General features: G+C 61.2%; 15 protein-coding genes. 3 read left to right on the top strand and 12 right to left on the bottom strand.

Annotation, left to right across the window (positions count from 1 at the left end; genetic code table 11):
- Positions 1 to 146: 146 nt before the first annotated feature.
- The gene (locus GIB19_RS06035; RefSeq protein WP_027591953.1) at positions 147 to 917 is read right to left on the bottom strand and encodes a TerC family protein; all 771 of its coding nucleotides are present in this window, start codon (positions 915 to 917) and stop codon (positions 147 to 149) included.
- A 73-nt stretch (positions 918 to 990) separates the two neighbouring features.
- Positions 991 to 2,298 (bottom strand): CitMHS family transporter, encoded by a 1,308-nt coding sequence (locus GIB19_RS06030; protein WP_085272100.1) that lies wholly within the window; start codon positions 2,296 to 2,298, stop codon positions 991 to 993.
- Between the two features lie 267 nt (positions 2,299 to 2,565).
- Here GIB19_RS06030 and GIB19_RS06025 point away from each other — a divergent pair, with 267 nt between their 5' ends.
- Entirely contained in the window at positions 2,566 to 2,967 is a 402-nt protein-coding gene (locus GIB19_RS06025; protein ID WP_085272099.1) for a GFA family protein, read from the top strand.
- A 123-nt stretch (positions 2,968 to 3,090) separates the two neighbouring features.
- On the opposite strand, the gene GIB19_RS06020 is transcribed toward GIB19_RS06025, so the two are convergent.
- The 10 genes from GIB19_RS06020 to GIB19_RS05975 form a co-directional block, all read right to left on the bottom strand.
- A complete protein-coding gene (locus GIB19_RS06020) occupies positions 3,091 to 5,046 on the bottom strand; it encodes a DUF7844 domain-containing protein (protein WP_274884288.1) in 1,956 nt (651 codons plus the stop codon).
- On the bottom strand, positions 5,043 to 5,363 hold the full coding sequence (locus GIB19_RS06015) for a DUF2388 domain-containing protein (protein WP_027591949.1): 321 nt from the start codon (positions 5,361 to 5,363) through the stop codon (positions 5,043 to 5,045). The genes GIB19_RS06020 and GIB19_RS06015 overlap by 4 nt, the downstream gene beginning before the upstream one ends.
- Before the next feature lie 36 nt (positions 5,364 to 5,399).
- Positions 5,400 to 5,705: a DUF2388 domain-containing protein gene (locus GIB19_RS06010; RefSeq protein ID WP_274884285.1), complete on the bottom strand. Its 306-nt coding sequence runs from the start codon at positions 5,703 to 5,705 to the stop codon at positions 5,400 to 5,402.
- A gap of 86 nt (positions 5,706 to 5,791) precedes the next feature.
- The gene (locus GIB19_RS06005) at positions 5,792 to 6,109 is read right to left on the bottom strand and encodes a DUF2388 domain-containing protein (RefSeq protein WP_027591947.1); all 318 of its coding nucleotides are present in this window, start codon (positions 6,107 to 6,109) and stop codon (positions 5,792 to 5,794) included.
- 295 nt (positions 6,110 to 6,404) lie between these two features.
- Positions 6,405 to 6,620: a DUF1127 domain-containing protein gene (locus GIB19_RS06000; protein WP_274884283.1), complete on the bottom strand. Its 216-nt coding sequence runs from the start codon at positions 6,618 to 6,620 to the stop codon at positions 6,405 to 6,407.
- 409 nt (positions 6,621 to 7,029) lie between these two features.
- A complete protein-coding gene (locus tag GIB19_RS05995) occupies positions 7,030 to 8,523 on the bottom strand; it encodes an acetyl-CoA hydrolase/transferase family protein (RefSeq protein WP_274884280.1) in 1,494 nt (497 codons plus the stop codon).
- Between the two features lie 187 nt (positions 8,524 to 8,710).
- Positions 8,711 to 10,147 carry an NAD(P)(+) transhydrogenase (Re/Si-specific) subunit beta gene (locus GIB19_RS05990; protein ID WP_027591945.1) on the bottom strand — a complete coding sequence of 479 codons (1,437 nt, stop codon included), beginning with the start codon at positions 10,145 to 10,147 and terminating at the stop codon, positions 8,711 to 8,713.
- A 2-nt stretch (positions 10,148 to 10,149) separates the two neighbouring features.
- Positions 10,150 to 10,464: an NAD(P) transhydrogenase subunit alpha gene (locus GIB19_RS05985; RefSeq protein ID WP_027591944.1), complete on the bottom strand. Its 315-nt coding sequence runs from the start codon at positions 10,462 to 10,464 to the stop codon at positions 10,150 to 10,152.
- 12 nt (positions 10,465 to 10,476) lie between these two features.
- Complete coding sequence (locus GIB19_RS05980) at positions 10,477 to 11,598, bottom strand: Re/Si-specific NAD(P)(+) transhydrogenase subunit alpha (protein WP_027591943.1); 1,122 nt, start codon at positions 11,596 to 11,598, stop codon at positions 10,477 to 10,479.
- 428 nt (positions 11,599 to 12,026) lie between these two features.
- Complete coding sequence (locus tag GIB19_RS05975; protein WP_027591942.1) at positions 12,027 to 12,929, bottom strand: LysR family transcriptional regulator; 903 nt, start codon at positions 12,927 to 12,929, stop codon at positions 12,027 to 12,029.
- Between the two features lie 162 nt (positions 12,930 to 13,091).
- Between GIB19_RS05975 and GIB19_RS05970 the strand changes: the two genes are divergently transcribed.
- Both GIB19_RS05970 and GIB19_RS05965 read left to right on the top strand, forming a co-directional pair.
- Positions 13,092 to 14,273, top strand: coding sequence for an acyl-CoA dehydrogenase (locus GIB19_RS05970; protein WP_027591941.1), 1,182 nt, complete (start codon positions 13,092 to 13,094; stop codon positions 14,271 to 14,273).
- A 14-nt stretch (positions 14,274 to 14,287) separates the two neighbouring features.
- Positions 14,288 to 15,508 (top strand): CaiB/BaiF CoA transferase family protein, encoded by a 1,221-nt coding sequence (locus GIB19_RS05965; protein WP_274884269.1) that lies wholly within the window; start codon positions 14,288 to 14,290, stop codon positions 15,506 to 15,508.
- Positions 15,509 to 15,858 lie beyond the last annotated feature (350 nt).

Genomic DNA, 15,858 nt, shown 5'->3' with positions numbered 1-15,858 from the left:
ATGATTGCCCTGCTGGCCTCTTCGCGGGTAAACCCGCTCCCACAGGGATCGTTGGCGGCCTGTGGGAGCGGGTTTTACCCGCGAAGAGGCCGGCAGGCACGAAAAAGGGCCCCGAAGGGCCCTTGCTTGAAACGCGCTTCCTGGGTTTATTGACCCGGAATGTCCTTGCGCAGTTTCACCGGATCATGCTCTTTGCCATCTTTGCGCGACAGGGCAGTGCGCATACGGATGTTGATCGCTTCGACCGCCAGCGAGAACGCCATGGCGAAGTAGACGTAGCCTTTTGGCACATGCACGTCGAACGATTCGGCGATCAGCACGGTACCGACCACGATCAGGAACGACAGCGCGAGCATCTTCAGCGAAGGGTGCTTGTCGATGAAGTTACTGATGGCACCGGCACACAGCATCATCACCAGCACGGCGACGACGATGGCGGCGATCATCACCGGCACATGGGAGACCATGCCCACAGCGGTGATCACCGAGTCCAGCGAGAACACGATGTCGATGATGGCGATCTGGATGATGGTGTAGAAGAACTTGCCGCCCGCGCCTTTCGGTTCGTCCGAGCTTTCGTCTTCGCCTTCCAGGCCGTGGTAGATCTCCTGGGAGCTCTTCCACAACAGGAACAGGCCGCCGAAGAACAGGATCAGGTCGCGGCCGGAGATGCCTTGGCCGAAGACCACGAACAGATCGGCGGTCAGGCGCATGACCCAGGTGATCGACAGCAACAGCATGATACGCGTGACCATGGCCAGGGCCAGGCCGAAGATCCGGGTACGTGGCTGCATGTGCTTGGGCATGCGGCTGACCAGGATCGAGATCATGATGATGTTGTCGATCCCGAGAACGATCTCAAGCGCGGTGAGGGTGAAAAAGGCAACCCAGATTTCCGGGCTGGTCAGCCATTCCATGTGTATTCCTTCGAACGGTAAAGGCGACGCGCCCCAATTTGGGGCGCATCGCGGGAGGGGTAATACGTGTTTATTAAAGACTACTGAACAGCGGGAAAATCCCCATCAGCAGCGCGGCGAGCATTATGCACAGGCACACCAGAACTGCCCACTTCAGGGTGAAGCGCTGGTGGTCACCGAACTCGATGCCGGCCAGGGCCACCAGCAGGTAGGTGGAGGGTACCAAGGGGCTGAGCAGATGTACCGGCTGGCCGACGATCGACGCGCGGGCCATCTCGACCGGGCTGATGCCGTAGTGGCTGGCGGCCTCGGCGAGTACCGGCAACACGCCGTAGTAGAAGGCGTCGTTGGACATGAAGAACGTGAACGGCATGCTCACGATCGCGGTGATCACCGCCAGGTACGGGCCCAGGGCCTCGGGGATGACCGCCAGCAGGCTCTTGGACATGGCATCGACCATGCCGGTGCCGGACAGGATGCCGGTGAAGATACCGGCGGCGAAGATCAGCCCGGTTACCGCCAGAACGCTGCCGGCGTGGGCGGCAATGCGGTCTTTTTGCTGCTGCAGGCAGGGATAGTTGACGATCATGGCGATGCTGAAGGCGATCATGAACAGCACCGGCAGTGGCAGCACGCCTGCGATCAGGGCAACCATCAGGGCCGCGGTCAGGGCACCGTTGAAGTACAGCAGTTTCGGCCGGCGCGCCTCCGGGAACTGCGACACGGTGATTTCGCTGTGGTCGATGTCGTCGGTCGGCAGGTGCAGTTCGCCCAGGCGGGCACGTTCACGCTTGCCGTACATATAGGCGATGGCCAGGATCGCCAGTACGCCGAACAGCATGGCTGGGATCATGGGCACGAAAATGTCCGACGGGTCTACGTGCAGTGCGCTGGCGGCGCGTGCGGTCGGGCCACCCCAGGGGGTCATGTTCATCACCCCGCCGGCCAGGATGATCAGGCCGGCCATGATCCGCGGGCTCATGCCCAAGCGGCTGTACATGGGCAGCATGGCGGCGCAGCAGATCATGTAGGTGGTGGCGCCGTCACCGTCGAGCGAGACCACCAGGGCCAGCACGGCGGTGCCGACCGAGACTTTCAGCGGGTCGCCTTTGACCAGCTTGAGGATCTTGCGCACGGCCGGGTCGAACAGGCCGGAGTCGATCATCAGGGCAAAGTAGAGGATGGCGAACATCAACATCACGCCGGTTGGCGCGAGCTTGCTGATGCCCTCAAGCATCATGGGGCCGATCTTGGCGGAGAAACCGCCGAACAGGGCGAACAGGATCGGTACCAGGATCAGCGCGATCAAGGCCGACAGGCGCTTGGTCATGATCAGGTACATGAAGGTGATGACCATGGCAAAGCCGAGGAAGGTCAGCATGGCAATACTCCAGGCGTGGCGCGGCGAAAGGACAGTCGATTCGGGCGGATCAGCGCGTCAGGCGCTGTGCAGGGAGCATGCGGAGGGGGACGACATGAAGGCGGGCACAGGAATACATCAGAATCACCATTGTTGTTGTTGATTGGGCCGGGCGCGGAAGATTCCGGGTGCCCTGGCTGACCGGTCTTGTGCCGGTAGTGGGCGCTATCCTAAGAGGGCAAGCTTTCAGCCAGCTTTCGCTGTGACAAAGGCGACGGGAGGTAGGTGATGCAGAATGTGACCGAAGGTGGCTGCCACTGTGGTGGCTTGCGGTATCGGCTGGAGGGGGCGCTGACGGATGTCGCCCACTGCCATTGTTCGATCTGTCGGCGCGTCAGTGGCGGGTTGGTGGTGACTTGGCTGACGGTGCCGCGTTCCGCATTCCAGTGGTTGGCGGGCGAGCCGCGCTGCTATGTGGCGCCGGCCAGTTGCAGCCGGTATTTTTGCGGGCAGTGTGGGGCGCATGTGGCATTGGTCACTTCGCACAGCCCGGACAGCATCGACGTGACGGTGGCGACGCTGGACCACCCGGAGCGGGTGCGGGCCAACCGGCATATCTGGACGGGTAGCCGGTTGCCTTGGTTGCACCTGGATGAGGATCTGCCTGGGGAGGTTGGGGAAAGCCTGTAGGTTATCTGTTTGGTCACATGGCCTTCGCGGGCAAGCCCGCTCCCACAGGTACCCCGCTGCGCCAAGGGCAGTGATAACCCTGTGGGAGCGGGCTTGCCCGCGATGAGGCCGGTGCTGTGATGACTACAACTGCAACCCGCCTGCGGCCTTGTGCAGCGTTCGCAGATGCTCACCCACCTGCTTCACGTTGGTCTCGATCGCGGCAATCTCCTTGGCCCGCGAGGGGTCCAGCAGCGCCCTCACCTCTTTGTCCAGGTCGGTGCTTAGGCGCAGCAACTGGGCCTGCCGCTCGCTGCTGACTTTCTCCAGGTGCTTGCGCTCATCGGGCTGCGGTAGACCATAGCCTTTGGCGTCCAGCAGTTCTGCCGGGCGGCTGAGGAAGCCGCTGTTGGCGAGCATCTGCTGCAGCGTCTGGTTGGCCTTGTCGATGCTGCCATCCTTCAGCGCAGCCGCGTTCAGGTAGCGCTGCTTGACCTCGTCCTGGGCCAGCAACAGCTGGCGGCGCAGGCTGGCCTGCTCGAGCAGCAGCAAGGCAGCGCTGGTGCGCAGGTCGGCCTGGGCGAACCAGCCGCGGCGCTGTTCGGCATCCAGGGCCAGCCAGTCCTCGACCTTGTCCTGCTTGATCGGCAGCTGCTTTTTCAGCACGTCGAACATGGCCTGGTAGCGGTCACGGTAGGAGTCGAAGCGGTAACCCAGGCGCAGGGCTTCGCGGGGGTCATCGAGCACACTGGTATCGGCAATGCCGCGCCCTTTGAGCACTTCCAGCAGGCCGTTGGGCATGATGCTGTCGAGGTCGTTCAGGCGCGGGTTGGCGGTGCCACTGCGCAGCAGTTTCAGCGATTCGACCGCGCAATTGTTGGACAGGAAGTAGTAATTGCCGTCGTAGCTCCAGTGCATTTCCGCCGCTTGGCGCACCAGGTTCTCGACTTCCTGGCGGTCGAGCTTGAGGGGGATCGACGCCAGGCTGCGCAGCTCGGTCTTGGTGTACTCGTCGATGACCTGGCCCAACGGCAACACGAACAGCCGCGATGGATAAGCGCCGACCAGGCCGTCCCAGCTGGACAACTGCACATCGTTGACGAAGGCGCGGTACGACAGCACCAGGTGTTGGTCGAGGTCCAGGCGGCAATCCGGGCCGCGCGGTCGCCCAGGTTTGCAGATGACCAGGCGCAGCATGCTGTGGCCCCAGCGGCTGACCCAGTTCTGATTGGCCTCGGCCAGCAGGTAGTCGACTTCATAAACGCGTTCGGGGTCGATTTCCCCCAGTGGCTGGCGAGCGAAGTCGCTGCCCGCGTTGAGGAATGGCAAGCCCTTGGCGCAGCTCTCTTGCGCGGGTGCCCAGCCAAAGTGGTCGCGCAGGTACTGGTTCAAGGCGGGGCGCCGGCAGGCATAGCTCGGGTCGAGGAGGAAGTACTCCATGTTGACCGCGATGAATTCCTTGGGGCTGCTCAGCTCATAGGTGTCTGGGCTGCGCACGAACTGGCCGTTGTGCTGCTCACGCTCACCGCGGCGGCCGACATATTGCTGCCAGCCCGCAAGGTCGAGCAGGCGTGGGTCATCGCTCAAGGTGAAGCGCCGCTCGGCCTGGCCGCGGCACGCCTCTGGCAAGCCGATTTTGCCCACGGTGCCCTGCTGGCGCTTGCAACGGGCGATCAGCGAGCGCTCGGTGGACGGCCACAACCGGGCCCGGTCGTAAATATGGGTCAGCTCATGCAGGACAGTCGCCAGCAGCTCTTCGCGCACGGTGCCGTGTGGGCGGTGGGTGCGTTCGCGGGCGGCGCTGCCATCGACCAGCCCGGGCAGCAGGCGGCTGTTGAGCTCCAGGGTAGAAACCAGCGACGCCTGGCCATAGGCGTCGGCGGGCATGCGCGCAGTCCAGCTGACCTGCACACGCCGGTCCAGTTGCTGCTTGAAGCGCGGCGGCAGCTTGCCCAGTGCTTCGTCGAGCAGTGCCTGGCTGGCTTGGCGTTGTTGAGGGTCGAGGCCGGAGGCCTGCAGCTCAAGCTGCAGGTCGGCCAGGGCGGGTGTGCCGAGCAGCGTCAGGGCGCAGCCGAGCAGCCAGGCACGCACCTGGTTCACAGCGCGAGAATGGCTTCAGCCAGCACTTGGTCGCTGGCGCCTCGCGCTTCAGGCAGGCGCTCGCGCAGGGTATTGAACGCAGCTTCAAGCTGGGCGCCACGTATATCACCGTTGCTGGCGACGAAGCTGGCGGCATCGTCGTGCGCTTCACGCACGACTTTGGAGTCACGGATCGAGGTGGTGGTGTCGGACGTGAAATCGATCGAACGGCCAAAGGCACGCACGATGATGTTGCTGGTGGCCACCAGCGTCTGTGCCTGGGCCAGGTCGGCCAGCAGCAGCATGCCGAGGGTAGCGGCAATCAGCGGTTTACGCATGGAGCATCTCCGAAAAATACAGGGAGTCAGGTGTAGTCATTGGACGAGAATTGCCTGCGCCAGTTCCAGGTCGCCGACAGCCTGTGCGGCACCGTGCTGGCGCAGCGAGGCGAACGCCGCTTCCAGGCGCGCACCGAGGATCAGGCCATCGCTGGCGACGAATACCGCAGCATCGTCACGGGCCTGGCTGACCAGCTTGCGGTCGAACGGCGCTGTGGTGACTTGGCTGGTGACATAGCCTGTGATGACCAGGCTTTGCGTGGTGGTGTCCAACGCATGGGCAGGTGCCATGCTTAGGGGAATGCCAACGGCGACTAACAACAACGGCAACAGATAACGCATGGGCTTCTGACGGCTGGGAACGAGGGGGTGAAGACACCTGCGGCTGTGCGGGCGAGCACCCGTACAGTCGCAGGGCTCAGTGCAGGTCAGATGGCCAGGATGGCCTGTGCCAGCTGTGCGTCGCTAGCCTGCAGGGTCGGCATTTGCGCGCGAATGTGCAGGAAGGCGCTTTCCAGCTTGGCGCCGCGAATGTCGCCTTGGCTGCCAACGAAGCTGGCGGCATCGTCACGGGCGGCTTGGACGATCTTGTCGTCGCGGAACGACGACGATACGTCGGAGGTGGCGTCGGTGGATGCAGCGACAGCGCCCACGACTGCGTCAGTGGTGACGACGAAGCTGGTGGCGCTGGCGGTGCCGGCCAGGCTCAGCATCAGGGCGGCGCCAATCAGGTGTTTAAGGGACATGATCGTGGACTCCTAGGGGATTCTGCTAATCGGACGCTCGCACTGCGCGTCTCGGTACTTTTCAACATCTGGTTTCTACCAGACTGTTAAGCCAAGCGTATCACGCGTCGATGTTTCTGGATGTTAATGAACACCCCTTCCCAGTACTGTACTGGTGTGTTTTTGAATTATAAGAAACTGTACCTGTAGAGCTGTGAGCCGCTCTGGTACGTGGCTTACAAACAAAAAACCCGCTGCAGTCACCTGCAACGGGTTTAGGAATTCGCGGTGCCGGGCGTAGCCGGCAAGCCGGAGCTTAGCGCCAGAAAGGCTTGCTCAGCTCTTCGTAACGCTGCGACTCGCTGATACCGGCGTCGGCCAGCAGGCGGGAGTCCAGGCGAGCCAATTGACGGCGGCTGGCCATGCGACGCTGCCACAACAGCAGGGTGGACAGGGCGCGCAGAGGCATCGAAGCGTTGGTTTGTTGGGCGTTGCTTTCAAAAACCAGACCGGAACTGAGTGTACGTTCCATGATGTTTCATCCTTCCGCTTATGGCGGGATTAGGTAGTGATTTAACTGATGCCAATGATCCTCCTCTCTTGTCCATAACAGTAGATACAGTTCTGCGGCATTACGATGGTTCAGTTAACTGTGTAACCCTACTGTTGCACTCTAAATAGGCGCAACTGTACTGGTCTGCACTTATATGGTGCAAAATGGTCGGGGATGAGAGGTGGTCAGCAGAAGGTAAGCTAAGAATACCAGTACAGTAGTACAGTTTCTGTAGCTTGATTGGCGGTCGTTTCGAGCGAGGGGTTTGACTGTACCGGCCCTATAGCCGGCAAGCCGCCTTCATCCGGCACGGCGCTGACGACGAATCGCGCGCTGTACCGGCTAAAGGCGGCTTGTTTGGAGCGGTGTAACTAAAGGCGTGTGGGAATCAGCTGGCGAGCATGCGCCCGGTCTCTTCCAGGTTTTCGTGCCAGCTCAACGCTTCGCGCAGAATGTGCGGCGTATGGCCACCGCGCTGGCAGGCGCGATCGAAGTAGTCGTTCAGCGCTGCGCGGTAATCCGGGTGCACACAGTTGTCGATGATCGCCCGGGCACGCTCGCGTGGCGCCAGGCCGCGCAAGTCTGCAAGCCCCTGCTCAGTGACCAGGATGTCGACGTCGTGCTCGGTGTGGTCGACGTGGCTGACCATCGGCACCACGCTGGAAATCGCGCCACCCTTGGCAATCGACTTGGTGACGAACACGGCCAGGTGCGCGTTACGGGCGAAATCGCCAGAACCACCGATGCCGTTCATCATCCGCGTGCCGCACACGTGGGTGGAGTTGACGTTGCCGTAGATATCGAACTCCAGCGCGGTGTTGATACCAATGATGCCCAGGCGACGGACCACCTCTGGGTGGTTGGAGATCTCCTGTGGGCGCAGCACCAGCTTGTCCTTGTAGCGCTCCAGGTTGCCGAACACATCGGCATTGCGACGGGTCGACAGGGTGATCGAGCTGCCGGAGGCGAAGCTCAGCTTGCCGGCGTCGATCAGGTCGAAGGTCGAATCCTGCAGTACTTCGGAGTACATGGTCAGGTCTTCGAACGGCGAATCGATCAAGCCGCACATCACCGCGTTGGCGATGCTGCCGATACCGGCCTGCAGTGGGCCGAGCTTGTTGGTCATGCGGCCAGCGTCGACTTCCTTCTTGAGGAAGTTGATCAGGTGGTCGGCGATGCCCTGGGTTTCGTCGTCCGGCGGCAATACAGTGGATGGCGAGTCCGGCTGGTCGCTGATGACGATACCGACGATCTTGGCCGGGTCGATCGGGATGGCGGTGCTGCCGATGCGATCTTCGACCTTGACCAGCGGGATCGGTGTGCGGGTTGGGCGGTAGGTCGGGATATAGATGTCGTGCAGGCCTTCGAGGTTGGCGTTGTGCGACAGGTTGATCTCGACGATCACTTGCTTGGCGAAGATCGCGAAGCTGGCCGAGTTGCCTACCGAAGTGGTCGGCACGATATGGCCTTGTTCGGTGATGGCCACGGCTTCGATGACGGCGATGTCCGGCAGCTTGAGCTGCTGGTTGCGCAATTGCTCGACGGTTTCCGACAGGTGCTGGTCGATGAACATCACCTGGCCGTCGTTGATGGCCTTGCGCAGGGTGCTGTCGACCTGGAAGGGCATGCGGCGAGCCAGCACGCCGGCCTCGGTCAGCTGCTTGTCCAGGTCATTGCCCAGGCTGGCGCCGGTCATCAGGCTGATTTTCAGCGGCGACTGCTTGGCACGTTCGGCCAGGGCATGGGGTACGGCCTTGGCTTCGCCGGCGCGGGTGAAGCCGCTCATGCCGACGGTCATGCCGTCCTCGATCAGACCAGCGGCATCAGCCGCACTCATTACCTTGCTGTGCAGGGAGGACAAGCGGATACGATCACGGTACATGGATTGTTATCTCAGGCTACTGAAGCTACTGGAGCGCAGTCTAGAGATTTCGCCGGTTGCCGTCCCACGACCATGGTCGTATGAGAAGCCCGGAAGTAGAGCCGTTGATCTGGATCAGGCAAATGTAAAAGCCCCGCAGATTTCTCGGCGGGGCTTCTTATATAGCGCACGGTTTGCAGCCAGTGGGTTACTCCACGGCTTTGACCATATCCTCGATTACCTTCTTGGCGTCACCGAATACCATCATGGTCTTGTCCAGGTAGAACAGTTCGTTGTCCAGGCCTGCATAGCCGCTGGCCATGGAGCGCTTGTTGACGATGATGGTCTTGGCCTTGAACGCTTCCAGGATCGGCATGCCGGCAATCGGCGACTTGGGATCGTTTTTCGCTGCCGGGTTGACCACATCGTTGGCGCCCAATACCAGTACCACGTCGGCCTGGCCGAATTCGGCGTTGATGTCGTCCATCTCGAACACCTGGTCGTACGGCACTTCGGCTTCGGCCAGCAACACGTTCATGTGCCCCGGCATGCGGCCTGCCACCGGGTGGATCGCATACTTCACGGTCACGCCGTTGTGGGTCAGCTTCTCGGTCAGCTCCTTCAGCGCGTGCTGGGCACGGGCGACTGCCAGGCCGTAACCCGGCACGATGATTACCGTGTCGGCATTGCTGAGCAGGAAGGTAGCGTCGTCGGCCGAGCCGGATTTTACCGGGCGAGCTTCCTGGGTGCCTGCGGGGCCACCGGCATCGGTCGCGCCGCCGAAGCCGCCGAGGATGACATTGAAGAACGAACGGTTCATCGCCTTGCACATGATGTACGAGAGGATGGCACCGCTGGAGCCGACCAGCGAGCCTGCGATGATCAGCATCGAGTTGTTCAGCGAGAAGCCGATACCCGCTGCTGCCCAGCCCGAATAGCTGTTGAGCATCGACACCACCACCGGCATGTCCGCGCCACCGATCGGAATAATGATCAGCACGCCCATGATGAAGGCCAGAACCAGCATCAGGGTAAAGGCACTGTAGTGGCCGGTGAAGGTGAACAGCAGGCCCAGGGCGATGGTGGTCAGGCCCAGGATCAGGTTCAGCTTGTGCTGGCCGGCGAACTGTACCGGTGCGCCTTGGAACAGGCGGAACTTGTACTTGCCCGACAGCTTGCCGAAGGCGATCACGGAACCGGAGAAGGTGATGGCACCAATTGCCGCGCCGAGGAACAGCTCCAGGCGGTTACCCGTCGGGATCGGGTCGCTGATGCTGGCGACGATACCCATCGACTGCGGCTCCAACACGGCGGCAATGGCGATGAACACCGCGGCCAGGCCGATCATGCTGTGCATGAAGGCGACCAGTTCCGGCATCTTGGTCATCTCGACCCGCTTGGCCATGATCGAACCCGCGGTACCACCGACCAGCAGGCCGACGATCACGTAGCCGATACCGGCCGTTGCCAGTTCTGCGCCCAGCTTATAAATGAGGCCAACCGTAGTGACGATTGCCAAGCCCATGCCGATCATGCCGAACAGATTGCCGCGGCGTGACGTGGTCGGGTGCGAAAGGCCCTTGAGCGCCTGGATGAAGCAGATCGAGGCGACCAGGTAGAGAAGCGTTACCAGATTCATGCTCATGCTTACTTCTTCGCCTCGTTCTTGGCTTTCTTCTTGAACATCTCAAGCATGCGACGGGTGACCAGGAAGCCACCGAACACGTTGACCGCCGCCAAGGCCACGGCCAGCGTGCCCATCAGCTTGCCGGCGGGCGTTACGGTCAGCGCCGCCGCCAGCATGGCACCGACGATGACGATGGCCGAGATGGCGTTGGTGACCGCCATCAGCGGCGTGTGCAGCGCTGGGGTGACGTTCCACACCACGTGGTAGCCCACATAGATGGCCAGCACGAAAATGATCAGGTTGTAGATGCCATGGGAAATCAGCATGTCTTCCATTTGTCGTGCTCCTTAGCCGTTCTTGCGGACGACTTGGCCATCGCGGCACATGAGGCAGGCCGCGACGATGTCGTCTTCGAGGTTGATGACCAGCGCGTTGTCCTTGTCGAACAACAGCTTCATGAAGTCCAGCAGGTTGCGTGCGTACAGTGCCGATGCATCGGCCCCCACCTGGGCAGGCAGGTTGGTCGGGCCGACGATGGTCACGCCGTTTTCCTGCACCACCTGGTCGGCGACGGTCAGTGGGCAGTTACCGCCTTGGGCGGCCGCCAGGTCGATGACCACCGACCCAGGCTTCATCTGCGCGACGGTTTCGGCGCTGAGCAGGGTCGGCGCCTTGCGGCCAGGGATCAGTGCGGTGGTGATGACGATGTCGGCCTGCTTGGCGCGTTCGTGTACGGCCTGGGCCTGGCGCTGCATCCAGCTGGCCGGCATTGGCCGGGCATAGCCACCAACGCCCTCGGCGCACTCACGTTCCTCATCGGTTTCGTAAGGCACGTCGATGAACTTGGCGCCCAGCGATTCGATCTGCTCTTTAACGGCGGGGCGTACATCCGACGCCTCAATCACGGCACCCATGCGCTTGGCGGTAGCAATGGCCTGCAGGCCTGCAACGCCTGCGCCGAGGATCAGCACGCGAGCAGCCTTCACGGTACCGGCGGCCGTCATCAGCATGGGCATGAAGCGAGGGTAGTAGTGCGCTGCCAGCAGTACCGCCTTGTAACCGGCGATGTTGGCCTGGGACGACAGCACATCGAGGCTTTGTGCCCGCGAGGTACGCGGCGCTGCTTCGAGGGCGAAGGCGGTGATACCGCGCTCGGCCATCTTGCCGATCAGTTCACTGTTGAACGGGTTGAGCATGCCCACCAGCAGGCTGCCGCTGTTGATCAGCGCCATCTCCTGGTCGTTGGGCGCGACTACTTTAAGTACCAGTTGCGCGCCGTAGGCATCGGCGGCGGTACCCAGGGAGGCACCCACAGCCTCATAGGCACTGTCCGGAATGCTGGCGTTTAGCCCTGCCCCCCGTTGGACGGTGACCTGATGGCCCTGGGCAACCAGTTTTTTGATGGTTTCAGGGGTCGCGGCGACCCTTGTCTCACCCGTCTGCGTCTCGAGAGGAACACCAATGTGCACGACTATGTCTCCTGCGGTGACCTTTTGTCTTTGTTGAAGCCAGCGTACTTCGGCTGGTGCGCTGGTGCGGTCCAACCCGCCGAATCCTAGGCGGGCCAGGCATTTTGCAGATGAACCCAAGGGGCTTCAACCGGTTCTGGAGCGAAACGAAGTTAAAACTACAAGTCACCCTGTGACCGTATGTCGCAAGCCTTCGGTTGCAGCCCGTCAACCATGGGCCATTGGGAGATTAGGAGATAAAACTAAAAAAAATTGCGGTATTTCGCTTACGGTTCGCTAAATGTCGCAATTTAAGCCTGAAAGCCGCGCAGTCAGCAGGGTTAAACGGGATTTTCAGGCTTGCGTAACAGTTTTCGAATATGCGACAAATACATATATCTGTAGGTGTTTAAAATAATTGACTACGAAGTCAGGTTGGTTGGCTGCGACTAGGCAGAGGCGGTGGTGTAAGCCTGCGCTTGTGCTACCAGCCAGTCGCGGAAAGCCCGTAGCGAGGCAGACTCCACTTTGCGTTCGGGAATCATCAGATAGTAGGCCTTGTCACTGCTCAGGGCATGCCTGTTAGCGACCACCAACCTACCCTCCTGCAACTCCCGCTGGATTAGAAAGGGCGGGATCAGCGCGATACCCATTTCGTGCATCGCCGCCTGCGCGAGCATCGAGAATAGTTCATAACGCGGGCCTGTCATGTCGCGCTCCACGTTCATGCCCAGGCCGCCGAACCATTGCCGCCAGGCATAGGGGCGCGTGGTCTGCTGCAGCAAGGGGAGTTGCGCAATGCGGCGGGCGTCGAGCATGCCCTGCCCGCCCAGCAACGCCGGGCTGCAGACGGGGACAGGGTTCTCGCCCATCAGTCTATGCGATTGGGTGCCGGACCAGTCGGCATCGCCGAAATAGATGGCTGCATCAAAGGCTGTGTCGGCAAACAGAAATGGCCGGGTGCGGTTGGTCAGGTTGACGGTGACGTCGGGGTGGCGCTGCTGGAAGTCCTTGAGCCTGGGGAGCAGCCATTGGGTGCCGAAGGTGGGTACCACGGCCAGTTCGATCACATTGGCGCCCTGCTGGCGCATGACCGACAAGGTATCGCGCTCTACCGCATCCAGCTGCGCGGCAACCTGGCGGCTGTAGGAAAGGCCAGCCTCGGTCAGCTTCACCCCGCGCCTTGAGCGGCGAAACAGTTCCACATTAAGGAAGGCCTCCAGGCCGCCGATCTGCCGACAAACGGCGCCCTGGGTCAGCGCGAGTTCTTGCGCGGCCTTGGTGAAGCTCTCGTTACGCGCCGCCGCCTCGAAACAGACCAGGGCGGCAGTGCTGGGGATCTTGCGGCGCATGTACGTCAACCTCACTTGTAAGGCTGTCAATGTGGCGTTTTGCTGATTTACGAAGTGACAAATTATCACTAATCCGTGCGCAATCCTCGTTTGTCCCGACGGCCGATCAGGCCTAGGCTCAAGGGCACAAGAATTTGCTCTCTCTTTTCGAGGATTTCGCTCATGGCCGGTAAAGCAAGCTTCAACTGGATCGATCCGCTGCTGCTCGATCAGCAGCTCACTGAAGAAGAGCGCATGGTGCGTGACAGCGCTTATCAGTTCGCCCAGGACAAGCTGGCGCCGCGCGTGCTCGAAGCCTTCCGCCATGAGCAGACCGACCCGGCGATCTTCCGCGAGATGGGTGAAATCGGTTTGCTGGGTGCCACCATCCCCGAGCAGTATGGCGGCAGCGGCCTTAATTATGTGTGTTACGGGCTGATCGCTCGTGAGGTCGAGCGGATCGACTCTGGCTATCGCTCGATGATGAGTGTGCAGTCTTCCCTGGTGATGGTACCGATCAACGAATTCGGCACCGAGGCGCAGAAGCAGAAGTACCTGCCCAAGCTCGCCACGGGTGAGTGGATCGGCTGCTTTGGCCTGACCGAGCCTAACCACGGCTCCGACCCGGGCTCGATGATCACCCGGGCCAGAAAGGTGGACGGCGGCTACCGCCTGACCGGCAGCAAGATGTGGATCACCAACAGCCCGATCGCCGATGTGTTCGTGGTGTGGGGCAAGGATGACGCTGGCGATATCCGCGGCTTCGTGCTGGAAAAGGGCTGGGAAGGCCTCAGCGCCCCGGCGATCCACGGCAAGGTGGGCCTGCGTGCTTCGATCACAGGTGAGATCGTGATGGACAACGTGTTCGTGCCTGAGGAGAACATCTTCCCAGACGTGCGCGGCCTCAAGGGCCCGTTCACCTGCCTGAACTCGGCACGCTATGGCATCTCCTGGGGGGCGTTGGGCGCCGCCGAGGCCTGCTGGCATACCGCGCGCCAATACACCCTGGACCGTCAGCAGTTCGGCCGCCCGCTGGCAGCCAATCAGCTGATCCAGAAAAAGCTGGCCGACATGCAGACCGAGATCACCCTGGCACTGCAGGGCTGCCTGCGGTTGGGGCGCATGAAGGATGAAGGCACGGCGGCTGTCGAGATCACCTCGATCATGAAGCGTAACTCTTGCGGTAAAGCCTTGGATATCGCCCGCATGGCACGTGACATGCTGGGGGGTAACGGCATTTCCGATGAGTTCGGCGTGGCTCGCCATCTGGTGAACCTTGAGGTGGTCAACACCTATGAAGGTACCCATGACGTGCATGCGTTGATCCTGGGGCGTGCTCAGACCGGCATCCAGGCCTTCTATTAATAAGGAGCCAGCCCATGGGCGCGCTATCACATCTGCGGGTGCTGGACCTTTCGCGCGTGTTGGCCGGCCCATGGTCTGGCCAGATTCTCGCTGACCTTGGGGCTGACGTGATCAAGGTCGAGCGCCCTGGTAATGGCGATGATACCCGCTCGTGGGGGCCGCCTTTCCTCAGAGATGCCCGAGGTGAGAACACCAGTGAGGCCGCCTATTACCTCTCGGCCAATCGCAACAAGCGTTCGGTGACGATCGACTTCACGCAGGCTGAGGGGCAACGTTTGGTGCGTGAGTTGGCGGCGAAGTCGGATATTGTCATCGAGAACTTCAAGGTGGGTGGCCTCGCAGCCTATGGGCTGGATTACCAAAGCCTGAAAGCGCTCAACCCAAAGCTTATCTATTGCTCCATTACCGGTTTTGGCCAGACGGGGCCCTATGCCAAGCGCGCGGGCTATGACTTCATGATCCAAGGGCTGGGTGGCCTGATGAGCCTGACCGGTCGGCCTGAGGGGGAAGAAGGTGCAGGGCCGGTAAAGGTTGGCGTGGCGCTGACTGACATTCTTACTGGGTTGTACTCGACTGTGGCGATTTTGGCTGCCCTCGCCCATCGGGACCAGACCGGGATCGGCCAGCATGTCGACATGGCACTGCTCGATGTCCAGGTGGCCTGCCTGGCGAACCAGGCCATGAACTACCTGACCACGGGCACCCCGCCCCGGCGCCTGGGTAATGCGCATCCCAATATCGTGCCTTACCAGGACTTCCCTACAGCAGACGGCGATTTCATTCTTACCGTGGGTAATGATGGTCAGTTTCGCAAGTTTGCCGAGGTGGCTGGGCAGCCGCAGTGGGCGGATGATCCGCGCTTCGCTACTAATAAGCTGCGTGTGGCCAACCGTGGTGAGCTGATTCCGTTGATTCGCCAGGCTACGGTGTTCAAGACCACGGCGGAGTGGGTGAGCCAGTTGGAGAAGGCTGGGGTGCCGTGTGGGCCAATCAATGACCTGGCGCAGATGTTCCAGGATCCGCAGGTGGTGGCTCGAGGGTTGGCGGTGGCTATCCCGCATCCACTGGCGGGGAGTGTGCCGCAGGTAGCCAGCCCTATTCGCTTGTCGGAGACGCCGGTGGAGTACCGGCGGGCGCCGCCGCTGTTGGGTGAGCACACCGAGGCGGTATTGAGTGAGGTGTTGGGGCTGGATGCCGAAGCGGTGCACCGCTTGCGCAGTGCTGGGGTGCTTTGAGGCTATATAGAGAAGTGGAATAGCGGGGAGGCCGAAGGCCTCCCCGCTTTGCTTTTTAGCGATATTAAGGTTTCGTGAAATTAAAGGTTGACGGGGTTTCGAATCCCCTTATAATGCGCCCCACTTCCAGCGTAGTCGGAACGAAAAACTCCTTGAGATTCAATGAGTTAAATAGTGAAGACGAAGTTTGAAGGGCTTCGATCGAAAGATCGTCAGCGGTTGAAAAGGTGGTTGACAGCGCTTCTAAACGCTGTATGATTCGCCTCCCGCTACGAGAGATCGCAGCGAGCCAAGTGTTTGAAGCTAAACGAGTTTCTCGCGAAAAACTTCAAAATAAGCGCTTGACAGGT

The sequence above is a fragment of the Pseudomonas sp. ITEM 17296 genome (assembly GCF_028895205.1).
In the GTDB taxonomy this organism is placed as follows: domain Bacteria; phylum Pseudomonadota; class Gammaproteobacteria; order Pseudomonadales; family Pseudomonadaceae; genus Aquipseudomonas; species Aquipseudomonas kermanshahensis.
Note: the sequence above shows the minus strand (reverse complement) of the source record. Positions and strands in the feature narration are given on the sequence as shown.